Annotated in this window: 23 protein-coding genes; 10 read left to right on the top strand and 13 right to left on the bottom strand. The window is 37.0% G+C overall.

What is annotated here, in order from left to right:
* Positions 1 to 183 precede the first annotated feature (183 nt).
* Positions 184 to 768: a TetR/AcrR family transcriptional regulator gene (locus tag IEW44_RS05515; protein ID WP_188614041.1), complete on the bottom strand. Its 585-nt coding sequence runs from the start codon at positions 766 to 768 to the stop codon at positions 184 to 186.
* Between the two features lie 130 nt (positions 769 to 898).
* Between IEW44_RS05515 and IEW44_RS05510 the strand changes: the two genes are divergently transcribed.
* The 6 genes from IEW44_RS05510 to IEW44_RS05485 all read left to right on the top strand — a co-directional run bounded on the left by IEW44_RS05510 (position 899) and on the right by IEW44_RS05485 (position 7,265).
* Entirely contained in the window at positions 899 to 1,786 is an 888-nt protein-coding gene (locus IEW44_RS05510; RefSeq protein WP_188614040.1) for an ABC transporter ATP-binding protein, read from the top strand.
* Positions 1,787 to 1,788: 2 nt separating this feature from the next.
* A complete protein-coding gene (locus tag IEW44_RS05505; protein ID WP_188614039.1) occupies positions 1,789 to 3,372 on the top strand; it encodes an ABC transporter permease in 1,584 nt (527 codons plus the stop codon).
* Positions 3,373 to 3,611: 239 nt separating this feature from the next.
* Positions 3,612 to 4,733: a PP2C family protein-serine/threonine phosphatase gene (locus IEW44_RS05500; RefSeq protein WP_188614038.1), complete on the top strand. Its 1,122-nt coding sequence runs from the start codon at positions 3,612 to 3,614 to the stop codon at positions 4,731 to 4,733.
* 15 nt (positions 4,734 to 4,748) lie between these two features.
* Positions 4,749 to 5,153, top strand: a complete 405-nt coding sequence (locus IEW44_RS05495) for an ATP-binding protein (RefSeq protein ID WP_188614037.1) — start codon at positions 4,749 to 4,751, stop codon at positions 5,151 to 5,153.
* 12 nt (positions 5,154 to 5,165) lie between these two features.
* Positions 5,166 to 6,863 (top strand): methyl-accepting chemotaxis protein, encoded by a 1,698-nt coding sequence (locus IEW44_RS05490; RefSeq protein ID WP_188614036.1) that lies wholly within the window; start codon positions 5,166 to 5,168, stop codon positions 6,861 to 6,863.
* A 15-nt stretch (positions 6,864 to 6,878) separates the two neighbouring features.
* Complete coding sequence (locus IEW44_RS05485) at positions 6,879 to 7,265, top strand: STAS domain-containing protein (RefSeq protein ID WP_188614035.1); 387 nt, start codon at positions 6,879 to 6,881, stop codon at positions 7,263 to 7,265.
* A 117-nt stretch (positions 7,266 to 7,382) separates the two neighbouring features.
* On the opposite strand, the gene IEW44_RS05480 is transcribed toward IEW44_RS05485, so the two are convergent.
* The 4 genes from IEW44_RS05480 to IEW44_RS05465 all read right to left on the bottom strand — a co-directional run bounded on the left by IEW44_RS05480 (position 7,383) and on the right by IEW44_RS05465 (position 10,385).
* Positions 7,383 to 7,649 (bottom strand): hypothetical protein, encoded by a 267-nt coding sequence (locus IEW44_RS05480; protein ID WP_188614034.1) that lies wholly within the window; start codon positions 7,647 to 7,649, stop codon positions 7,383 to 7,385.
* Between the two features lie 147 nt (positions 7,650 to 7,796).
* Positions 7,797 to 7,949 carry an AAA family ATPase gene (locus tag IEW44_RS16110; RefSeq protein ID WP_188614033.1) on the bottom strand — a complete coding sequence of 51 codons (153 nt, stop codon included), beginning with the start codon at positions 7,947 to 7,949 and terminating at the stop codon, positions 7,797 to 7,799.
* 129 nt (positions 7,950 to 8,078) lie between these two features.
* Positions 8,079 to 8,270 (bottom strand): DUF554 family protein, encoded by a 192-nt coding sequence (locus tag IEW44_RS05470; protein WP_188614032.1) that lies wholly within the window; start codon positions 8,268 to 8,270, stop codon positions 8,079 to 8,081.
* Between the two features lie 297 nt (positions 8,271 to 8,567).
* A complete protein-coding gene (locus tag IEW44_RS05465) occupies positions 8,568 to 10,385 on the bottom strand; it encodes a 3'-5' exonuclease (RefSeq protein WP_188614031.1) in 1,818 nt (605 codons plus the stop codon).
* 197 nt (positions 10,386 to 10,582) lie between these two features.
* Between IEW44_RS05465 and IEW44_RS05460 the strand changes: the two genes are divergently transcribed.
* From IEW44_RS05460 to IEW44_RS05450, 3 genes are all read left to right on the top strand, one after another.
* The gene (locus tag IEW44_RS05460; protein WP_188614030.1) at positions 10,583 to 12,316 is read left to right on the top strand and encodes an ABC transporter ATP-binding protein; all 1,734 of its coding nucleotides are present in this window, start codon (positions 10,583 to 10,585) and stop codon (positions 12,314 to 12,316) included.
* 18 nt (positions 12,317 to 12,334) lie between these two features.
* Entirely contained in the window at positions 12,335 to 13,075 is a 741-nt protein-coding gene (locus IEW44_RS05455) for a TrmB family transcriptional regulator (protein ID WP_188614029.1), read from the top strand.
* Positions 13,076 to 13,151: 76 nt separating this feature from the next.
* The gene (locus IEW44_RS05450) at positions 13,152 to 14,060 is read left to right on the top strand and encodes a DMT family transporter (RefSeq protein WP_188614028.1); all 909 of its coding nucleotides are present in this window, start codon (positions 13,152 to 13,154) and stop codon (positions 14,058 to 14,060) included.
* Positions 14,061 to 14,078: 18 nt separating this feature from the next.
* On the opposite strand, the gene IEW44_RS05445 is transcribed toward IEW44_RS05450, so the two are convergent.
* From IEW44_RS05445 to mce, 3 genes are all read right to left on the bottom strand, one after another.
* Positions 14,079 to 15,080: a choloylglycine hydrolase family protein gene (locus IEW44_RS05445; protein ID WP_188614027.1), complete on the bottom strand. Its 1,002-nt coding sequence runs from the start codon at positions 15,078 to 15,080 to the stop codon at positions 14,079 to 14,081.
* A 224-nt stretch (positions 15,081 to 15,304) separates the two neighbouring features.
* Positions 15,305 to 16,852, bottom strand: a complete 1,548-nt coding sequence (locus IEW44_RS05440) for an acyl-CoA carboxylase subunit beta (protein ID WP_188614026.1) — start codon at positions 16,850 to 16,852, stop codon at positions 15,305 to 15,307.
* A gap of 8 nt (positions 16,853 to 16,860) precedes the next feature.
* Positions 16,861 to 17,271 carry a methylmalonyl-CoA epimerase gene (gene mce, locus IEW44_RS05435; RefSeq protein WP_188614025.1) on the bottom strand — a complete coding sequence of 137 codons (411 nt, stop codon included), beginning with the start codon at positions 17,269 to 17,271 and terminating at the stop codon, positions 16,861 to 16,863.
* A gap of 126 nt (positions 17,272 to 17,397) precedes the next feature.
* Here mce and prli42 point away from each other — a divergent pair, with 126 nt between their 5' ends.
* A complete protein-coding gene (gene prli42, locus IEW44_RS15985; RefSeq protein WP_188614024.1) occupies positions 17,398 to 17,493 on the top strand; it encodes a stressosome-associated protein Prli42 in 96 nt (31 codons plus the stop codon).
* Positions 17,494 to 17,511: 18 nt separating this feature from the next.
* On the opposite strand, the gene IEW44_RS05425 is transcribed toward prli42, so the two are convergent.
* The 5 genes from IEW44_RS05425 to IEW44_RS05405 all read right to left on the bottom strand — a co-directional run bounded on the left by IEW44_RS05425 (position 17,512) and on the right by IEW44_RS05405 (position 24,001).
* Positions 17,512 to 18,477, bottom strand: coding sequence for an aromatic acid exporter family protein (locus IEW44_RS05425; RefSeq protein WP_188614023.1), 966 nt, complete (start codon positions 18,475 to 18,477; stop codon positions 17,512 to 17,514).
* Between the two features lie 93 nt (positions 18,478 to 18,570).
* A complete protein-coding gene (locus IEW44_RS05420) occupies positions 18,571 to 19,011 on the bottom strand; it encodes a BrxA/BrxB family bacilliredoxin (protein WP_188614022.1) in 441 nt (146 codons plus the stop codon).
* 69 nt (positions 19,012 to 19,080) lie between these two features.
* On the bottom strand, positions 19,081 to 20,163 hold the full coding sequence (gene meaB / locus IEW44_RS05415) for a methylmalonyl Co-A mutase-associated GTPase MeaB (RefSeq protein ID WP_188614021.1): 1,083 nt from the start codon (positions 20,161 to 20,163) through the stop codon (positions 19,081 to 19,083).
* Positions 20,163 to 22,313, bottom strand: a complete 2,151-nt coding sequence (scpA, locus tag IEW44_RS05410) for a methylmalonyl-CoA mutase (protein WP_188614020.1) — start codon at positions 22,311 to 22,313, stop codon at positions 20,163 to 20,165. Before scpA ends, meaB begins: the two co-directional genes overlap by 1 nt.
* A 2-nt stretch (positions 22,314 to 22,315) precedes the next feature.
* Positions 22,316 to 24,001: a methylmalonyl-CoA mutase family protein gene (locus tag IEW44_RS05405; protein WP_188614019.1), complete on the bottom strand. Its 1,686-nt coding sequence runs from the start codon at positions 23,999 to 24,001 to the stop codon at positions 22,316 to 22,318.
* Positions 24,002 to 24,086: the final 85 nt, after the last annotated feature.

Below are 24,086 nucleotides of genomic sequence, written 5' to 3'. Positions count from 1 at the left end.
TTACCACTTTTTTATACTGCAAATCTCACCTAACACCAACAAAACCTTCTAGTATAATTTATACCACTCCGTCAGCCATCACACATTTATACACTACACATAATACTTTATATCACTATGAAAATCTGCAAACGCAAGGTTAATGTCTCTATTGGATTAATCCTATCTTTTATATTACATAGCTTATACGGTTGGCTTACCAGCAAGCCCATGAAAGAAAATTTCTGTAAATTCATCAATATAAGGTCTTATTTGATTGGCAACGCCATCTTTCTCAAAATAATGTACCGCCATATCTAAATACATCACTAACGCTTCATTTGACAATGTCTTACTCACAACCCCTTCAGCTTTCCCTTGTTCAAAAAACTGTTGATATAACGCATAACTTCTCGTCATATCATCTGCAAATGCCACTGGGTTATTTTGATAAGTCTCCATCATAAAAGCATAATATTCCGGATGGATTTGCTGGGAAAAAACTTGTTTACGCTGTACTAATTGCAATAGCTTTTCTTGAAAAGTTAACGGAGAAACAATCAATTGTTCAAACTTGGCAAACTCCTCTGCTAAATAATACTGTAAAGTTGCGTTTAATAATTGTTTTTTTGTGTCAAAGTACTTATAAATCGTAACTTGTGATACTTGTGCTTCCTTTGCAATGCTTGCAACTGTCACTAAAGCAATACCATCTTTGATGAAGCGATCTGTCGCCACTTGTAAAATATGTTGTTCTTTTTGTTGCTTTCGTTTTTCAAATCCATTCATTATGATTACCACCTTAAAATATGAACTAAAAAATAATTTAAAGTTCATAACTATTGTTTACTTTTAAAATCAATGTTATATTATGAACTACCAAGACATAAATAGTTCATAATTAAAAGGAGTGCTTCCTATGCCCATTATAGAAATTGCTAATCTCTCAAAAAAATTTGGTTCATTTACTGCGCTACACAATGTTAATTTGACCGTAAATCAAGGTGAAGTTGTAGGTTTTATTGGCCCAAATGGTGCAGGTAAATCGACTACAATTCGTATCTTATTAGGTTTATTGCGCCCTTCTAGTGGCAGCGTGCGTATTTTTAATAAAGATGCTTTTACACAAGCCATTCCTATACACAAAAAAATGGCTTATGTCCCTGGAGACGTTACATTATGGCCTAACTTAACAGGTGGTCAAGTCATCGATATTTTATTACAAATGAATGGCCCCATTCCTACACAGCGAAGAGATGAACTTATCACACTTTTTCAGTTAGACCCAACAAAGAAATGCCAAACCTATTCTAAAGGAAATCGTCAAAAAATCGCTTTAATTGCTGCACTTGCTACAGAGGCTGACCTTTATATTTTTGATGAACCTACATCAGGTCTTGACCCGTTAATGGAGCGTGTTTTTCAACAATGTGTTAAAGAATTGCAACATCATAAAAAGACCATTTTGTTATCTAGCCATATTTTATCGGAAGTTGAGCGATTATGCGACAAAATTGCGATCATTAAAGATGGGACAATTATTGAAACCGGATCACTCCAAACTATGCAACATGTTACGCGCGCGCTTTACACAGTTGACGTACAAAAACCATTAGATGACCTTTACCAACAAGCGGGTGTATTTGATATTCAACAGGACGGCTTGCGTTATACATTTTATGTTGATAACAGTGCTATACCACATGTTATGACCTATTTAGCTATGCATCACATTGTGAGTATTACAAGTATGCCACTTACTTTAGAAGATTTATTTATGGCACATTATGAAAAAGGTGGCGATTAATCATGAACAATTGGCATCTTCTCTTACGTTTACAATTGCAACGCAATAAATGGCGGTATACGATTTGGTTAGTCGCTTTAAGTGTAACATCTATCAGTGTAGCCGCTGCTTTATATCAGCTTTTCCCTACTATGCAAGAACGCAACGGTTTAGTTGCTGCTTTAAAAAACCCTGCCATGATTGCTATGATTGGGCCTTCACAAGGGTTTGAGCATTACACGTCTGGCGCTATGTTTGCACATGAAATGATGCTGTTTACAGCGATCATTTATGCCATATGTGCCATTCTGTTAACGACAAATCAGACACGTGAAGAAGAAGAGGACGGTCAACTAGAGTTATTACGAGCAAGACCCATTGCAACATCACTACCTCTTATCATCACGTTGTGCCAACTTACGTTGTTTTTTATTCTACTTGCGATCATTACAACACTTGGTTTAACGTTCTTACACATTCCATCTATGGATGTAGCAAGCAACGCCTTATATAGCTTTAGTTTATCAGGAATTGGCTTATTATTTACCACTCTAACTACTGTTATTGCTCAACTTGTGACAACAGCACGTGGCACTGTTGGCAGTGCTCTTGCCTTACTGGGTGTCATGTATGTATGGCGTGGTATCACTGATATTAGCAATGAGAAATTATCTATCGTATCGCCATTAGCTTGGAGTTATCTTACAAATAGCTATGTTACTAATACGTGGCTTCCTATTGTATATCTACTAATTTGTAGTAGTGTTTTTATCGGTATTGCTTTTTGGCTAAATGCTAAACGTGATATTGGTGAAGGTTTCATTCGTCCACGAACGGGGCATAAAAATGCTTCTTATTTTCTACGTCAGTCACTTGGATGGCAGCTACGATTACAATATGTAGCAATTATAAGTTGGGGCGTGGCTTTTTTATTATTAGGTGCATCTTATGGATCCGTTTTTAATGAATTAGATCGTTTTTTTGAAAAGAATAAGTTACTACAACAAATGTTAGCAACCCCTTCTGCTGAGCAATTAGCTTATCACTTTTTAGCGATGATTGGTGCCATCATGGCGATTTTAACAACCGTAGCAATAATTCAGCTCATTTTCCGGCTCCATAAGGATGAAGTCACAGGTCGGTTAGATTTATGGTTATCTCGCCCATTGTCTCGCATGCAACTGTTAGGTGAACGCCTTGTCATTAGTGGCGGTAGCGGCATGATTTTTTTGATATTAACAACAACGGGTTTATTTTTAGGAAGTCGTAATATGGCAAACCCTATGACCTTTACTACTATCCTAAAAAGCCAACTTATACATCTACCCGCTATTATTTGTTGTGTTGCATTAGCCACTTTACTATTAGGTGCTCTGCCTCGTTTCAAAAGTGTGATTTGGTACTACCTGATTATTGTTTTTTTCATAGACTACTTTGGTGACTTGCTACAATTACCTGAATGGTTACGCCATATCTCACTCTTTTATTACTTGCCAGCGCTGCCACTTGAAAAGATGAACTGGTATCCTGTTAGCCTGCTATTTTTTGCGAGTGTTCTTTTATTACTTTTTGCTTTCCTTTCTTACCGCCGAAGAGATTTTGCTTAGCGCTGGACGTCGTAATCGCACTTAATTGTCATGATGAAAAAGTGGTGTAGGGAGGTAGCTAACTTTCCCTTACCACTTCTTTTTATTTTATCGCACTTAACGAAATGCGCATTTTTCGCTAAATAAAGAAAAAATCTTGTATATTTTCGCTTAACATGGTAAAAATTAATTATGTAACAAAATAAATTATCATCTAAAAGTCCTTTCTTTTTATCTAATGCGCAGGAGTGTAAGCACATATGACGGTATTATTAATTGGCTCAATCAACAATGATACGTGGCGACTACAGCAATTTTTTAAAAGAATGACACTAACAGGCGTTCACTACTACATAGATTGTGATGAGTTATTCACCCAACATACAACATCGTTTTATGCATCTGTTCAACTTATTGTTTATGATGCTAACCTACATACAAGAAATTTAGAACAACACGGCAGAGAAATCGAACGTCTCATCGCTCATTTTCAAGCACCTATTTTATTATCAACAACGTATCATCAACCTATTTTATTAGACCGCATATTTGAATTTGGTATTTTTGATGTCCTCTTAAAGCCGTTTGATTATATGCATGTTAAAATTCGCGTACAAGTGGCATTACAATATGCTAAAGAAGCTGCTTTACGTAAACAACATGAACATAAATTAAAACAAGATTTAGCTATCGCCAAAGACATACAAAAAAATGCCCTAACACCACCGCTTGTTAACAATGTGGTAGAGTGCCACGGAATGTACGTCACTTCTCAATCTTTGGGTGGTGATATGTATTGTTGGTATCGGATTAATGACGACTTAACAGCCATTATGTTATATGACGTTATGGGACATGGCGTTGCCGCTGCCTTAGTCACCATGTCTATTCGTTCTTTGTTAAAGGGCATTATGACTAAGCTCATTGACCCCGTCGCTGTTATTAACGAGTTAAATCGGCAAATTCACGAATTATTCACAACGGATGATATTGATGATTTTTTAGTCACCGCAATTTACTTATTAATTGACCGTAAAAATCAAACTTTACAATATGTCAATGCCTCTCACACAACTGGTATTTTATTTGGTAAATATGGAGAGACTGTTACATTAACATCAAATACAGCTATTCTCGGTCTATTCCCTACCATTAAAACGCAAGCCAAAACCATTCGATTAACGGGTTGGCATCGCATTATTTTATATACAGATGGTTTGTTACATATCCAACAAAATAAACATGCTATTTTTTCATTCTTTTATCAATATGCATCCTTACCTAATCATTATGCATTGCGTAAATTTTCGGAAAAATACGAATTATCTTATCAATATTTTGAAGATGACGTCACCATTGTTTCCATTACAATTACTTTATAAGTGTGGTGTTTAGTAATGAAGATTCACTTACATGTTCAACCAACAACGCAAAGTATTCACTTTATAGACCATATGATGCAACAATTTGTTGAGGATTATCAGCTCTCCTGTGCAAAAGAAATTTGTTTCGTAACGCATGAACTGCTGATTAATGCGGTTGAGGCTGCTCCTATCCAAAATGCCCTCATTGAATTTAAGCTAATCCTTGAGCATACATCCTTACACATTATGGTGATTAATGATGGTGTTGGTATCTCCAAACACCAACAGCAACTGATTTTACAAAATACACATAGAGAACCATCACTTGAAGAACGTGGGCATGGCTTTTATTTTATTCAACATATGGTGGATGATTTGTGGTTTGAGCAATTACAATCACAACAATTTTTAGTAGGTATTACAAAGAATTTAGAGTGAGGAGTTGTCATCATGAAGTGGACCATACGTAAAAAAGTCAATCTTGTGCTTTTTTCATGTATTTTATTATTAGCAGTTATTTTAAGTGGGATTAATTTTTATATGACAGAGCGTGATTTATTAAAAAGCGCAAACGAGAAGTTATTATCGGATGTGCAAATGAGTTTATATGCTTTAGACGCACTGCACCCTGGTGAGTGGCAAATCAAAGAGAATACTTTACATAAAGGCAATGAAAACATGGCAGACAACTTTACCATCCCTAATGAGATTGGCGAATTAACAAACGGCAATGCTATGTCAATCTTTCAAAATGACACACGAATTTCAACTAATATTAAAGAAAATGGCGAGTACATGTTAGGCACCAAAGTGTCAGATGAAGTGGTCAAAGTTGTGCTACAAGATAAACAGCAATTTCTCGGAACTGCCGAAGTATTAGGTAAAAAACATCAAGCCGCTTATGACCCCATCTTCGATAAAAATGGGGATGTGATTGGCATTTGGGCAGTGGCTGTGCCGACTGCGCCTTATACAGCAATCGCCACGGATGCCGCCATTAAAACCATGATATACTCCTTGATTATTACAATATTTATCATTATTTTAATTAGTTTTTTCATGCAAAGACAATTGATTACACCGATTCATATTTTACGAGACAATGCCCGCGCCCTCTCTCAATTACAATTGCAAACAAAATTATTACATGCTAAAGGAAACGATGAAATTGCTGAACTAGCTACCGCCTTTCAAGAAATGCGAGATAAATTAATTGCTACAGTGTCAAACGTTGCAGACAATGCTAAAGAGATTGCAAATGCCTCTCAACTATTAGCTACGTCATCCTCTCAAACGAATGAAGTGGCGAGTCAAATTGCTACAACTATGAATGATATGGCAAGTGGCATTACAACACAAGCTGAGCAAGTGGAGCAAGTTGTAACAATGATGAATAATACAAAAGAACAAGTTAATACGAATTTAATTCAAGCACAAGACTGTTTAACCGTAGCTGAACATTCTACTATAACAGCTCGCGAAGGCGAACAAGCCATCAATGAGGCTATTCAACATTTAGGCAATGTCACAGACACTGTCAGTTATGCCACAGATTCTATACAAAAATTAGGTATGCGTTCTGAAGAGATTGGTGGCATTATCACTGTAATCACTGAAATTGCTGAGCAAACAAATTTACTTGCATTAAATGCTGCAATTGAGGCAGCAAGGGCTGGTGAACATGGACAAGGCTTCTCCATTGTAGCCTCTGAGGTGCGTAACTTAGCCGAGCAATCACAACAAGCCGCCCAACAAATCACAGATTTAATTAATGATATACAAGCCGAAACATCCGTTACCGTCCGCACGATGGAAAGCAATTTAGCCGCTGTGAAAGAACAAGTGATTATCATCAATAAAGGTGGCGAGGCATTAAAAATTATCGTCAATCAAGCCCAAGATACAGAGGACGGTGTACATCATATGCGCGAAGGATTCCAGACTGTTAATGTAACAGCTACGGACGTACAACAAGCGACACAAGAAATTGCTGCTATTATTGAGTTATCTGCTGCATCAGCTGAAGAAATTGCCGCTGCCTCTGAAGAACAATACGCAACAGTCGCCGATATTTCCAATAATGCACAGCAACTTGCTGAAATAGCCACTACATTAAAACAAGAGGTCAATAAATTTAAATTATCATAAAGGAGTGTCGACAGCATGGAGCAGAAAAGTGCATCAATGCAAATCATTGATCAAACACAGTATGCAATCATTCATTTTACGGGTTATTTAGAATACGGACTAATTGAATCTTTAAAAAAAGAATTACAAGATAACGTCTTACTTGCCAATAAGCACTGTATTATCAACACAACACATGTCAAAAATGTTGATAGCACAGGCTTTGGCATGATGGTTAACTTAGCCAAAAAAGTCGCACTACAACAAAAAAAGGTAGCGATTATTATTGTAGATGACTTCATCCAAAAACTCTTCACCATCTCACAATGCGACAAAGTTTTCCCTATTGTAACAAGTGAAGAAGAAGCCATTGCGATCTTACAACAAACCTATCAAGCCGAACTAAGCCTTGACGAGTATTAAAATAAAAACGCTAGACCGAAATAAATCGTCGGTCTAGCGTTTTTTTGATGCAAGAAGAAATACATTAATCAAGGTTTTTTACCCTTCAAAATAGCATACAGCTTTAGACAAAGACAATTATCTCAACAGATCTTTATTTTGCTGACGCATACAATAAACAATCGGTAAACTAATGCTGATAACTAATAAACATAGCGCTGCATATAATTCGATCATCGGCACTTTTGTCCATTGATACAGTATATTCTTTAAGTAAAATGCATCTTTAAGCCATTGCTCCGCGATAACAATAAAGAGAAAGGAAACTGGAATAACTTTCATAAATAATGTTGGTTTATAATTTGTTTTTTCAATTCCTATTTTTTGCATTAGTAACCTTTCCATTATCCTAACCCTTCTTGTTAAAAGATTAATATCAAGAAATATGATTAGGTCAGCATTTTGTAGGCAAGGCATAGCCTACTTATAATGAACTCCTTCGATAATCCAACATTCAGTACTTATTATCTCACTTAAATACTTGTCTCTTTCTTATTTATTTCGTCGAATATCATCACTATCTAGCCTTTCCCAAACAATATTGTCCAATTCAAAATAAGGAATATTTAATTGTTCATGAAGCCTTTTCGCTAAAGTAGTTTTGCCGCTCCCTATAGCGCCCATAATATGAATCTTTTTAAACATAAAATTTTATCTATCCATATCTCGACTTCCTTCCTATACCTTTCCACAAACAAATACATGGTTTTCTTTCGATTATCTAAAAATTCATTAAAAATGACTTCCAATTTAACACACTTAATGATGGGTTATCTATTCCTTCTGTTCTTTAAACCATTTTGTAAAGAGGATTATTTCTCCCACGATTAATCCTAGTAAAATGAAGAAAACCCCAGTCTTATAATCGGGTTTATCAAATAAAATGGCTGCTCCTATAAACCCTATTAATAATCCTAAAGCTATGCTTACATAATTTTTATATCTTTTTTTAAGATATTTCCCCATAATTATCCTCCCATTCATGCGCAATATCCATCCAACCCCTTCATAAAAAACAGGCTTAAACAGCCTGTTAACGCTAAAATAATAACTTTTTGGTATGACATCTCTTGGTAAAGATGCATTACATTATAAATCAATTAACATTTTAGAAATGGAAATCATGATATATGATTAATCAGAATCGAGACATTTAATACAAAATAATCTTACAATAAGATAATAGCTTTGTTGTGATAAAAATGTTGATAAAATCATCTATTTCCTTTTACCATTACTACCACGTATAAAAACGAAGTGTCTTTACACTTCGTTTAATTTTTTAAAATAATTGGTATAAGCAGACTCCTTACAATGAGATAAATATAAATAGTCTCTTGCCCGTGTCATAGCAATGTACAATAATGAAGCTTTTGAATCCTCGATCTTATAAATAGATAAATATTCCACCCCCCTAATAATTACAGCTTGAAAGTCCAATCCTTTACTACTATGAATCGTCGAGACTGTAACTTCATCAGCAGAACGTTGATAATTTCTTTTCGCTGTTGAACTTTCAGTTACATCATAATGAGGGATTTTTGTACGCTTTAAGGCTGCACAAAAAGATGTTGCACTTCTATGCGTATAATGTAAGACTGCTATTTCTGCATATGGCACTTTATAGTTATCATGTAAGTTTCTAATCATAGCTATAACTTGTTGCATTTCTTCTTTATCATTTTTTGATTGCACAATTACTGGTTCTCTGCCTTGACGCAATGTCTTTTGTGGCACTAAAATATCTTTAGCTGTTGTCTCATTGGGCTGTTGCAATAAAAAATGACTATAAAAGTCCCATGCATAAGACACTATAGGCGCTGAATTACGATAATTAATCGTTAATACTTTAGAACGCCCCCTAAAATCCAAACCGGTCGCCTCGATATATGAGCGCGGTCTCTCATAAATATTTTGTGCACCATCTTCTACTAATAAAAGGGAAGCTGTATTAGGATTTAATAAATACGTAATCAATTGATACCAACTATCCTCAAAATCTTGCCCCTCATCAATTAATATCGCGTCATATTGTGGCACGTCACGCTTTCCTGCACGAATTTCGTTGAGTATGGCTGCCACATCCTGAGTCTTAAAGTCCCAGTACAACAAAGAATTAAAGGTTTTCACTGTAATATTATGTGCTTTTTTATTTACTTCTTTTCCATATTCATCTGGCTCATTCATCATACGTTCGATCATTTGTTCTAAAAATTGTTTAAGCGCAATATTATAACATAATACTAAAATACGCCATTCTGGATGCGCCTTACTTAATAACTTAGCACGGCTTGCTAATATTAATGTTTTACCGCTACCTGCAACGCCCCTAATTAGACGGTGTTTATCTCCCAATTGCTTAGCTAAATTCTCTTGATGTAAATCCATTGTTTTAATATTACGTAAATTAAGTAAGGTATTTTCGTTATAGGGCGTTGCCATATCAGCACTAATTCTTACTTCTGGAAACAGATGGAACCGAATACGATTAATTTGCTCAGTCGTCAATGGCTCTCTTAATCTAAATCCCATATTAAACATATTATTTAATTTCTCTATTAAAATATCTTGCTCGAAGTTGTCATGTTTAGCATCAATTTCATCACGCATTAAACAAAATTGAGGTTCAATAATATTGTAAAAACCTTGCTCCACAAAATATTTTTGGTGCATACGTGTAAAAACGCAACCATAACCTACTGGAAATAGTAACCCTCCTTTATATGCCCCTTCACGCTGCGTTAAATCGCTGTCTCTCTTTAACATATTTATTATTGTAAAAGCATATTCACGCGCCTGTAATAAAGGATTTTTCTGAGTAATTTGCTTACCCTCTTTCGTTAACAATTGACAATCATTAGCGTTTAAATACATGATGGTTTGCTCTAAATAATCTTTTACCTCAAGCACCACAATCCCTAACATAGGACCAATAATAACGAAATCTGGCCTACTCCCTTTAATTTGCGGTTCATAATAAACAATATAGTCATCATTCAAATATTTTTTTAATGTTGTAAATAATAAACGTTCTCCAGGCATTGCTTTTGCTGGGATCGTTTCTGGAATACAAATGGCCACATTAATGCCTCCTTTATCTTTCTATTGTAGCAAAAATACCCTATTTTAAAACCAATATTTTAAATTTAAACCTAATATTAGTGGTAAATTGGCATTTTAAAATCATTTGCCTTACGCAAGTTTTTCAATTTGACAAAAATCATATTTTTGATTTATAGTAGTTTTTTAAAGAACTACTATAAAGAAAGTGTGAGGATATGAACCGTACTATTTCTGATATGTTACTTTTTATGTACCGACGTGTTGCCCATCAAAAAGGGATTTTGTTATGTAGTATGGCGTTGCTTGCCATTGTGGCCGCTATTCAATTTAGTATTCCACAACTGATCCAACGTGTTATTGATATTGCCATTCCGCAACAATCCATGTCGTTATTATTCACTTATTTAGGCGGGATTTTAGCGCTCGCCATTTTATTAAGTGTATTTAATTATTTTTCGACGTATTTAATTAGTAAAGTTAGCCAAACTGCGATTGTAGATTTGCGTGTAGACTTTTTCAAACATGTCTTAAAACAAGATTATCGTTTTTTTGAGGATCAAAAGACAGGTGACTTGATGACGCGCTTTAGTTCGGATATCCGAACAATCCAAGACTTAATTTCACCGAATACGCTTAATCTTATTGGCAATGTACTTACCTTTATATTTATCTTTATTTTTATGTTTGTGACAGATTGGAAGCTAACAGTATTAATCGCATTAACCTTCCCTGCTTTATACTTCTTAAATCGTTATTTTAGTAAACATATTAAACAAGCTTTCCGACGTGTCAGACAATCGACAGCTCAAATTAATAATCATTTACAAACTAGCTTAACGTCTATTTTATTAATTAAAAATTTTATTACAGAGCGTTTTGAAGAGAAAAAATTTGAAGAGGTTAACGAAGTCAATAAAAATAATGTGATTGCTGCGACTAAGTTACAAGCAGGCTTTTCACCATCTATTGAATTCATCAACTATGTAGGGATGATTATTGTGCTTGGTTATAGCGCAACTCAAGCTATGAAAGGGCAAGTGACCATAGGGGAAATTATGACGTACTTAGCGTATTTAAAATTATTGCAAAATCCCATTCGCTCTTTTAGCGCAATTGTCAGTCGTTTACAACAAGCGATTGTCTCATATGAGCGCATTATGGATGTGTATGAGGTAGCGCCAACTGTGGTCTCACCTGAAAATCCGAAACCGATTGCACCTTTAACAAAAGGCATTACCTTTAGTAATGTCAGCTTTCATTATTTCGCTGAACAGGATGTCTTACAGGCTATAAATGTGACGTTGCCAAAGGGTAAAGTCACAGCATTAGTTGGTGAATCTGGTTCTGGTAAGACGACTATCACTCGTATGTTAGCTCGCATGTATGACCCCTCAATAGGAGAGATTTTATGGGATGATACCCCTATACACCAATTTCATTTAACTGATTTTAGACATCAAATTGGGATTGTCTCACAAGATGTTGAATTAATAGATGGCACGATTGAAGAGAATATTCAATACGGCTCACCGCAAGCTTCACAAGCAGAGATTTATGAAGCTGCTCGAAAAGCAAAACTTTTAGATTTTATCCAAGACTTACCTAATGGTTTCCAAACACAAGTTGGCGAGCGTGGAATTAAATTATCAGGTGGACAAAAGCAACGTATTTCTATTGCGCGTGTGTTTTTAAAGGATGCTCCTATTTTAATTCTAGATGAAGCAACTGCAGCACTTGATAATAGCTCAGAAAGATTTATTCAAAGCTCACTTCAACATTTAATGGCGGAGAAAACAACATTAGTCATTGCCCATCGATTGTCTACGATTCATCATGCTGATATGATTCATGTAATGGATAAAGGTGAAATTATCGAGTCTGGCTCACATAAAGAACTTATGGCACGAAAAGGTAATTATCATACTTTATATGAGGCACAATTCGCTTAATGTAGAGGAGAGATTTTCATGATTGAACATTTAAAAAAGCTAGGTTTAACCGAACTAGAAGCAAGATGTTATATTGCGCTAAACGAAAAACCTGACCAAACAGGCTATGAAGTTGCCAAAATGTTAGGGGCATCTCGCTCTAATGTGTATGCTGCGCTAAAAACGATGCATCAAAAAGGGATTTGTCAGTCAGCTGAAGGTTCAAGCACAACCTATTCCGCCATTTCTATTGACGATTTTATTGCCAAACAAAAATTAGAGTTTCGAGAATCAGCTATCTTCTTAAAACGTGCCATTCAAAATCGTGAAAAAAAACAATACCGTGTGTTTAATACAGAAGGTTTCGATAGTGTGATGTCTATCGTCAAACGCAGCATAGCAAGAGCACACCATCATGTGCTTGTGCAAATTGCCAAGGCTGATATCACTTATTTTTTACCAACTTTAGAATACATTCAAACAGAAGGCATTCAAGTTACATTACAAACAGATGAGCAGCTCGCTACGACATTACAACATGTCACGTTGCATCCTTTAAATCATGGTGCGATTAGAACATTCACGATCATTATTGATCATCGGAAAATCATTACAGGTAGCTTAGATGAACATGTTATACCGTCCGCTGTAGAATCTGTGCATCCTGCGCTAGTCACGCAGGCGATTCAAAGCTTTAAGTACATTCAATTACTTGAACAATTGAAAATAAAAGACCCTGATTTCATAACAGCATGGCATCAATCTGACATTATGTCATAATAGTGTTGGCTTTAATGCGATTATTGGCGATAATGAATAGATACTAACTAATCGTAGAAGTTGGAGTGTATCGCCAATGAAATCGTCAAAAATTTATGGTATTTTACTTTTTGTCATGTTTGTTTGGGGTGTTAATGTTTCGGCAATGAAGTATTTAACGATGGATGCTGCCCCCATCTCGATGTCAGCCATCCGTATTTTATTAGCCTCTATCGTTGTATTCTTACTGCTTAAACCTTTTGGCTTAGTGCGTAGGCTTACTACAAAAGAATGGGGGTATGTCTGGTTAGGCGGATTACTTAATGTAGCATTACATCATGCGCTTATGTCTTCTGGTCTCAGTTTAACCTCTGGGGCAAATACAAGTTTAATTATTGGTACAACGCCACTGGTTACAGCTGTGTTGAGTAGCTTTTTATTACGCACCGTACCAAATGCCTTGCAGTGGATTGGTTTAGTTTTAGGGTTATCTGGTATTGCGATTGCTGTTATTTTCTCTGGAGACGGTACACAGCATTTATCTTGGGGAGATGCCTTTATCTTTTTCTCTATCACATCTCAAGCATTAAGCTTTATTGTGATTTTAAAAGCTAAACGGACAATCGACCCGCGCTTATTAACCGCATATATGTTTTTAGTAGGTGCTATTATGCTAGCGATTTCTGGTGTTATTTTAGAACCTAATGGATTTGCCACCATTCCTTTTAACAATCTAACATTTGTTGCTGTGTTAATTGGCTCAGGCGCAGTGGCAACAGCATTAGGTCATATGTTATATAATTATGCAGTTGGACAAGTTGGACCCACAAAGGCGGCTATCTTTATTAATTTAAATACATTTTTTGCACTCGCGAGTGCTGCCATTTTATTAGGTGAGCCTGTTGGTTGGCCACATTACCTTGGCTTACTACTCGTCATTGCAGGTGTAATCTTTGGCTCAGGCATCGCTGAACATTGGCTCAAAAAAAGCCACATTGAATCGTAATTTCAATGTGGCTTTACCTTATTCATTTATCATGTTATAGCTTTGCTTCGTACTAATAGGATATGTTTTCAATGTTGTGGCATCATAGTTTTCATTTTCTAATTTAATGACAGCAATTTGACGGTCTTCATATGTATGACAATAATATGTTAAAGACTCGCTACACATCGCTGCTGTATAACATGTATAATCCACTAAGCCTTCATCATTAATGACCATACCTTTAGGCACATTTACTAACGATAAAATATGAAAAATATTACGAATAGCTTCATCTTCATTTTGTGCCTCTTCAATATATTGTCTTACCATCGCTACACGTACAAACCGTGATGGTGGTGTAAAGTCCCCTGGTAAACCTAAGCCACCTGTCCCTAAAGAGAGCGGTTTTAACTCTACCCCGTTCATTACAATACCTTTAACATCATAAGGGCTAATTCCTACATAATTCCATAGGTTTTTTTCTTGCCACTCATAATTAGGACTATTTGTCATAACGCCTACTGTTTTACGATGTACTGTAATCCCATGTAAATTAGGCTCAATGATAATAGATTCACCTGTACGGTCTGAGAATGTAAAATGAAGTGGTGGGATAAAGTCAATCACACTAACCATCTCATTAATTAAAGTATGGCTCTCAAAAAATTGAACAACATCATCTACTGTTTTGCAACTCGCTAAAATATTTGTAATCGCAAATAATGGATTGATTGCTGTCTTACCCTCTTCTACTTCGTCAAAATAACGAGCATGGTCGCGATAATACAATACCGCCCCCATCAAACCAACTTCATTGAGACCATCAAATAAAGCTGGCATAGGTGTCTCAGTGTTACCCATCCCTAACATAGCATATGTTGTTTGTGTTGGTTGAGGATTTTTTTCGGTAGCCACAATGGTATAATTCCTTGGTACAAATACAATATCGTTTCCTAACGTTTTAGTAAAATCCATCGTACGTGCGAAGAAGTGTTTCTGGTCTTTTGATTGTAACGTTAAACTACTGCATCCAAACATTATTATCATCCTCTCACTGCAATTTTCTTACACTTATATATTACCATTTTTAAACAAAAACACAAATAAAACCGCGCAATAACTTGTAAATGCTTACTTATCGCAAATAGTATAGTAAAAATGCAACTATGACTGCTCCAAGTAACATAGTTAATTCACTGCAAAATGTATGACTTATAATAAAAAAGGACAAATCCGTAATATACGAATTTGCCCAATACTTATTATAGAGGAATATTGCCGTGCTTTTTAGCTGGTCGATCCTCGTGTTTATTTTGTAACATTTCAAGTGCTTGCATTAATTTAATACGTGTCTCACGTGGGTCAATAACATCGTCAACCATACCGCGCGATGCTGCTACGTAAGGGTTAGCAAATTTCTCCTTGTACTCTTCAATACGTGCTGCACGCGTTGCTTCAGGGTCATCAGACTTTGCAATTTCGCGCGCAAAAATAATGTTAGCTGCACCAGCTGCACCCATTACTGCAATTTCTGCATTTGGCCAAGAGAATACAAGGTCTGCACCAATCGCTTTCGAGTTTAATGCCACATACGCTCCACCATAAGCTTTACGTAGAATTACAGTAATTTTTGGTACTGTTGCTTCTGAGTAAGCATAAAGAATTTTAGCACCATGTCGAATGATACCGCCGTGCTCCTGCTTAACCCCTGGGAAGAAACCAGAAACATCTTCAAATGTAATGATTGGAATGTTGTAAGCATCACATGTACGGATAAAACGTGCTGCTTTGTCAGATGAGTCAATATCCAAACCACCTGCTAATACTTTAGGTTGGTTACAAACTAAACCAACTGTCTCACCTGCAATACGTGCAAAGCCAACAACAACATTTTTCGCAAACTCTGCATGTACTTCCATGAAAGTATCTGGATCTACAACATGCTCTAATACTTTACGTACATCATATGGACGCGTTGGGTCGATTGGTAATGCATCAATAATCTCAGCGCGGTAATCATCACCTTTTGGCGCTGGTTGACGCGGTGTTTTCTCTTTATTGTTTTGTGGTAAATAACTTAATAATTGATGGATTTGTTGAATAGCTGTCTCCTCATTAGGTGCACGGAAATGTGCATTACCACTCACTGCATTATTCACTTTAGAACCACCTAAATCTTCGGCGGAAATCTTCTCTCCTGTCACCGTTTCAATTACTTTTGGTCCTGTAATAAACATTTGAGATGTTTTATCCACCATTAAAATAAAGTCTGTAATGGCTGGTGAATAAACTGCACCACCCGCACATGGCCCCATAATTACAGAAATTTGTGGGATCACACCTGAATAAATGGAGTTACGATAGAAAATATGTCCATACCCATCTAATGATAATACACCTTCTTGAATACGTGCACCACCTGAATCATTGATACCAATAAATGGTGTGCCATTTTTTGCTGCTAAATCCATTACTGTAGCAATTTTTTTAGCATGCATCTCACCTAATGCCCCACCAAAAACGGTAAAGTCTTGAGAGAATAAGTAAACGGGACGACCTTTAATTTTGCCGTAACCTGTAACTACACCATCTCCTGGCCCTTCCATATTCTCCATACCAAAATCGACTGTTCTATGTGTAATGAATGGGTTAATCTCAAAGAAAGTACCCTCATCTAATAATAAATCAATACGCTCACGCGCCGTTAATTTCCCTTTATCATGTTGACGCTCAATACGGTCATAACCGCCACCAAGCTCAATCTCTGTTTTACGATCATATAATTCGTGAATTTTATCAAACATATCCATAATTATCCCTATTCCCCTTTTCCACTTTTATCACATAACTCATATAACACACCGTAAGAGCTTTTCGGATGTAAAAATGCTACCTCTGCTCCGCCTGCACCTGGTCCTGGCTCTTCAGAAAGAAGACGTACCCCTTTTTCACGCAATTCCGACATTCTTTCACGAATCCCTGTTACCCCAAAAGCAACATGATGAATACCTTCGCCACGTTTTTCAATAAAACCGTGAATTGCGCTTGTTTCAGCCATTGGCTCTAATAATTCTATTTTGACATTGCCTGCATCAATGAAAGCAACACGTACTTTTTGAGACTCAACTTCTTCAATTTTTAGTAGAGTTAACCCTAATGTTTCAGTGTAATATGTAACGCTTTCATCTAGGTTGCGCACCGCAATACCAATGTGATCTACTTTCTCCATCGAGACATCTCCTTCTGTTATGGTACATCTACTATAGTACCTATTTTTTTACGAAAATTCTACTCCTTGCGAATTTTTTCAAATTTGATAAACTAATAAGTAAGAAAAGAAGGAGCGAACGAGCATATGAGTAATAAAAAATTCCAAAAAGTCGTTATTTATTCTATGGTAGCTATTATGCTGTTGTCTACAATTGGCATGGGCCTTGCTATGATTCTCTAACACCTGACTCATCAGGTGTTATTTTTTTATCTTTAACCCCTTAAACCCCATTTTAATCGCTAAATAGACGTCCATTTCCTCAATAAATTGATATAACGCGGCTTGCGCTAAAAATTGATTATGATTTTTAGGCAATGGCAACTTAGCAAAATCTCGTCGCACAGCATCTAACTGCGAGCGATATAAACTTGCGGTATTCCCCGAATGAACATTTTGTGACAGCTCATCTAAAAAATTTGCCACAAGTTGAGCTTCTTGTACTATAACAGGAAGCGTTGTGATTTTTGGTAAAACTCGCTCAATAATCTCGAGCTGCTTCTCTCGCATATCAAAATATTTATAATAATCGTTTTCTCGGCGTGTTAGGTGATTTTCGACATCCTTATAAGCAAGTGCTTTAGCTTGTGCTAGCATTTTCTCTGCTTCTAACAATTCTTTACCATCCCATAGTGAATCACCTTCTCTTAAATACTTGGCGATTTCTTTGAAGATTGTAGCATATAGCGCCTCAATGCGTAGGCGATAACGTTCTAATTCTTTCGTGATATCTCCCATATACATATTAACGGCAAGTCCTGTGCCAAAGCCAATCGCCATTAAAGCTAACTCATTTTGCAAGAGAGCGAATGTAAAGTTTTTAGCATCAAAAAGATGCAATATAATAACCGCACTCGAGACAAAACCTGCCGAAACACGTAATGATACAAGAGTGGGAATAAATACAAGTAACATAATTGCTAATACAATTGGATGATATGCAATCCCCTCAAAAAACATATAACCAAATAACATGCCTACTATACTTGCTACAAAGCGCGTATATACTGCATGTAGAGATTTCTTTCTTGTTTGTTGAACACAGAGTATGGTTAATATACCAGCAGATACATAATAATCTAATGAAAAATAGGATGCCAATGCAATCGCAAGGGCTGCACCAATCGCTGTCTTTAACGTACGATAGCCTATTGAAAAGCGTTTCACTGTTAAGCCTCCTAAGATAAAGCGTTAAAATTGCAAAAATTCTAACTGCATTTAATGAAAGGAATACCCCGAAAATTTTCGGGGTATTAGGTTTTACAGTTCTTCACAAAACTCTTCAAAATTGCCTTGAAGGTTTGTCACTACTGATACAACAGCGTGTCCTTCAATTTCATAACGACCTACATCTGCAATGACTTCACCATCTTTTAATAAGACAAATGATGGTGATGATGGTAAATGATCTTCACCAAAGTGGTAACGTGCTGCTGCCGTTGCCTCTTTATCTTGCCCTGCAAATACAGTTACTAAATGGTCAGGACGTCGGTCATAATGTACCGCTTGTGCCGCTGCTGGACGTGCAATACTACCCGCACAGCCACAAACAGAGTTAATCATCACTAATGTTGTCCCTTTGCGTGCAAATGCTTCTTCAACCGCTTCTGGTGTGGTTAGTTGTTCATAACCAGCCGCCTCCATTTCAGCGCGTGCTGTAGCTGTAATTTCTTGCATAATTAAATTATAATCCATGTTCATCTTTGTATTAGCTCCTTTCAAGTTCCACTTTATCATAGCAGTTCTACTATGAATTTGCCTAGTGAATGCTTAAAAGTTTTCGTTTTTATTAAACAGTGTATCTACACCTTGTGTCACTGTTAATTTACCTTGTAAAATTTGTCTTTCTAACTGCTCTACAGTTGATTTTCGCTCTGCGTCTCCATAAAACGTATCAATGAGATGATCCGTAATCATAGAGCGGAACCAATCTCTTGTTTGAACTTGACGTCTTGTATACCATACATCATTAGCTTGCACAGTTTTTTGGAAGTCTTGAATGGTCTCCCAAGTTGTATCAAGCCCCTTCTTTTCATAAGAGCTAACAGGCATTGCTGTCGTAATCCAACCTGGTGTCGCTGGCTGCAAGAAGTGTAAAATTTGTTTATACTCTGCTACTGTACGTTTGGCAAGACGTACGTTATCGCCATCTGCCTTGTGTACGATTATAGCGTCTGCCAACTCCATAATACCTTTCTTCATGCCTTGTAACTCGTCCCCTGCACCTGTTAATACAAGCAGAAGGAAGAAGTCAACCATACCTCTCACATATGTTTCGCTCTGCCCTACGCCGACTGTTTCAATTAAAATGACATCATAACCTGCGGATTCGCAAATTAGCATAGTTTCACGGGTTTTCTTATGCACACCACCTAATGTCCCTGCTGATGGTGAAGGTCGAACAAAAGCATTAGGCTGCTTTACAAGCTCTTCCATACGTGTTTTATCTCCTAAAATACTCCCACCTGATAAAGAAGAACTTGGATCAATAGCTAATACTGCCACTTTTTTACCCATATCAGTCAACATCGTACCAAATGCTTCAATAAAAGAACTTTTCCCCGCTCCAGGCACACCTGTAATCCCTATACGGATACTATTTCCTGTATGAGGTAACAACTCTTGTAATAAAGCTTGTGCTTGTACTTTATGTGTGGCATTTGAACTTTCAATTAATGTGATCGCTTTCGCCAACTCTAAACGTGAACCCGAACGTACTTTTTCTGCTAATGCAGGTATATCAAGCGCTTGTTGTTTTTTCTTGCGGAATTGTTTCGGTGCACTCGCTTGCATGCCATCGTGGTTAATACTAACCCCGTCCATAACGTATAATGCACTTTTATCCTTTTTCATTATTGAGACACTTCCTCGTAGCCTAGGCGACGATAAACTTCCTCTAATGTTTTTTGTGCGGATACTGGTATTACAGTACCTGGTCCAAAAATGGCTGAAGCGCCTGCTTGGTAAAGGAAATCATAGTCCTGTGCGGGTATTACCCCACCACAAACAATGACAATATCACTTCTACCCAACTTATCTAACTCACCGTAAAGCTCAGGCACTAACGTTTTATGACCTGCTGCCAGTGATGATACACCTACTACGTGAACGTCATTTTCTACTGCCATTTGCGCTGTCTCTGCAGGCGTCATAAATAATGGTGAGATATCCACATCAAAGCCCATATCAGCATAAGCTGTTGAAATTACCTTAGCCCCGCGGTCATGTCCATCTTGTCCCATTTTAGCTACTAAAATACGTGGGCGGCGACCTTCATTTTCTTCAAATTCTTTTGTCATCTGTTTAATTTCTTCCAGTTGCTCCTCATCTGAGAAGTTAGAAGAATACACACCAGAAATTGAGCGTATCACTGCTTTATGGCGACCTGAAACTTCTTCCACTGCGTCTGAAATCTCCCCTAACGAAGCACGCGCGCGTGCAGCATCTACAGCTACTGCTAATAAATTTTCTTTGCCTGTTTTTGCCGCTTCTGTTAAACGTGCTAAATGTTTTTGTACTTCTGCTTCATCACGTTCTGCTTTCATCTTATCTAAACGTTCAATTTGTTTTTGACGTACTAATGTATTATCAATATCTAAAATGTCAATCGGTTCTTCCACATCTAAGCGGTACTTGTTCACACCAACAATCGTTTCTGTTTTAGAGTCAATTTTAGCTTGACGTTTTGCCGCAGCTTCTTCTACTTTCATTTTTGGTAGACCTGTGTCAATCGCTTTAGCCATACCACCTAAATCTTCAATTTCCTCAATCAGTTCCCAAGCAGAGTTTGTAATTTCTTCTGTTAACTTCTCAACATAATACGAACCACCCCATGGGTCAATCACTTTTGTCATGCCTGTTTCTTCTTGCAAGAATAATTGTGTATTACGTGCAATACGAGCAGAGAAGTCCGTCGGGAGAGCAATCGCTTCGTCAAGTGCATTCGTGTGAAGGGATTGAGTATGCCCCATAGAAGAAGCATTTGCCTCAAATAATGTTCGTGCCACATTGTTGAATGGGTCTTGCTCTGTCAATGACCAGCCCGATGTTTGCGAGTGTGTACGCAATGCTAATGTTTTAGAATTTTTCGGATTAAATGTTGACATCATTTGTGCCCAGATACGGCGTGCGGCACGCATTTTAGCTACTTCCATGTAATAGTTCATCCCAATTGCCCAGAAGAAAGATAAACGTGGCGCAAACGAGTCAATATCAATGCCTGCCTTTAAGCCCGTACGCACATACTCCAGCCCATCTGCCAATGTATAGGCCAACTCAATATCATTAGTAGCACCTGCTTCTTGAATATGATAACCAGAAATAGAAATCGAGTTGAACTTTGGCATAAATTTACTTGTATATTCGAAAATATCCGCAATAATTTGCATGGACATCGCTGGTGGGTAAATATAAGTGTTACGCACCATATATTCTTTTAAAATATCATTTTGAATAGTACCTGCTAATTTATCTGGTGTTACACCTTGCTCTTCAGCTGCAATAATATAAAAGGCTAAAACAGGTAAAACAGCACCGTTCATCGTCATAGATACAGACATTTGATCTAGTGGGATAGAATCAAATAAAATTTTCATATCTTCAATTGAATCAATAGCTACACCTGCTTTACCAACATCACCTGTCACACGTGGGTGATCGGAATCATAACCACGGTGAGTCGCTAAGTCAAAGGCAACAGATAATCCCTTTTGCCCCATCGCTAAGTTACGTTTATAAAAGGCATTCGATTCTTCCGCTGTAGAGAAACCTGCATATTGACGCACTGTCCAAGGTCTTGCTACATACATGGTAGGATATGGTCCACGCGTATTTGGTGCAATACCTGAAACGTCGTTTAAATGTTTCGCTTGTGCAACATCTTCTTTTACATAGACATCTTTCACAGGTATGCCTTCATTTGTTAAAAATGTTTCTTCCGAAGCCTGTGGTTGTTGTGTTGCTAAAATATCGGCAATATTAACGGCATTAAAATTAGGTTTCATAATTAGTGAACCTCCTTTATGCTTTGTAAAACAGCTTGTAATTTATCAATAATATTTTGCCCTGCATACACAGCACCATTCAATCCACTCGTGATCCAGTCCTCTTGTTGTGTGAATTTTCCTGCTACATCTAGTAACACATGAGCGGGCTTCACCGTTAATAATGCTGGTACGAGTTCGGCTGTTGCTTCATTTGTTGCAGCTAACACTACATACTGTGCATCTGTTTCTGCAAGCCATTTTTTAGCTTCTTCGATACTTTCTATAGCACCACTTTGTGTAGCAACAATTCCGACTGTATTAACAAAGCCAGATACGAAATCTGCGCGCGGCTTAAAGTCCTTTAAAGCACCATATGTTAAAATAGCGATTTTTGGTTGTGCTGTAACGTATTGCTCACGTAATTGCTCAAATGGCAACGCTAAACGTTTAACAGTAGCATAAATTTCATTTTCAACTGTTGGTAATTCATCTTCTGGATTGGCATAGATGTTTGTACCAATCAGTGATGTTTTACGTGTTGCTACTTCTGTAATACGTGCCTCATAAGACGCTGTAAGCATCGCTTTGAGTTGACCATTTTGTTCAAAAGTATCAAAACCACCTTGGTCTTGTATCGTTAAGAATAATGCCCATGCCTCATTTACAAAATCAGCTGTAAGTGACTCAATAAAATATGAACCACCTGCTGGGTCTGTCACACGTAATACATGTGTCTCTTCTTTTAATACTAATGATACGTTACGTGCAATCCTAACCGACTGCTCGGTCGGCGAAGTTAAAACATCATGCGGGTGTACAGTGAAATAGTCAGCGCCACCTATTGCTGCCGATAATGCCTCATTACCTGAACGCAATAAGTTAACATAAACATCTAATTTTGAATTACTGCGAATAGATGTTTCTGCCACAATTGGCACAATTACATCGTCTGTCACACCATATGCTGATGTGAACGCTTTCCATAATACTCTGAAAGCACGAATTTTAGCGATTTCAATGAAGAATTGTGTATCAACTGCAAATGTAACAAAGAATTTCTTAACGAATGTATCAAAGCAATCTGCCTCATCTGCATATTTTGCTGCTAATGCTAATGCTAATGCTAACTCTTGTACTGCATTGGCTCCTTCATTGTGATAATGAATCGTATTAGCACAAATAGTACGCACTTGATCAAAATTTGCTAACGTAATAGGCACAGGGCTAATAATACAACCTTTACTATCCTTTGATGCAAATTCAAATACTCGCAATAATGGGTCTTGTTCATTTTGTACCGTGATTTTAAATGAATATTCAGTAAAATATTGCGCTAGCTCACGCAATGTCGTTTCATCCCAATCAAAACTCATACGGCTATCAATTGTAATCACTTCATTACCACGGGATAAACTATCTTTTATACTTGCTAAAAATTGTTCACTACTTGTTGCATACGTTTGTTGAGCAATTTTAAACGTGGTGTCTTCACGTAGGGAACGAATCGTAGACACTTGTTTGTCGAGCTGCTCTCCCAATTTTTCAAAAAGCATTTCCTTTGTGTAAAGCGGCTCTAACGTAATACCTTCACTAATTTTAGTAAATAGTGACTCAAATGGTTTACCTTTGAGCGCCTTTATTGCCTGCTCTTTCCAGCTGTCATAAGTGACAGTGTCGAATTGAATATCTTTCATGTTTTTTGACATGTGGACGCTAAACAGCTTCCCCCCTTAGTAGTTTCTACAACTATTCTACCTTACAAAGCACTTTGCGAAAAGTACAAAAAATGAG

It is taken from the genome of Lysinibacillus alkalisoli, assembly GCF_014643595.1.
In the GTDB taxonomy this organism is placed as follows: domain Bacteria; phylum Bacillota; class Bacilli; order Bacillales_A; family Planococcaceae; genus Metalysinibacillus; species Metalysinibacillus alkalisoli.
The sequence above is the reverse complement of the archived record's forward strand: the minus strand, read 5'-3'. Positions and strand labels throughout refer to the sequence as shown.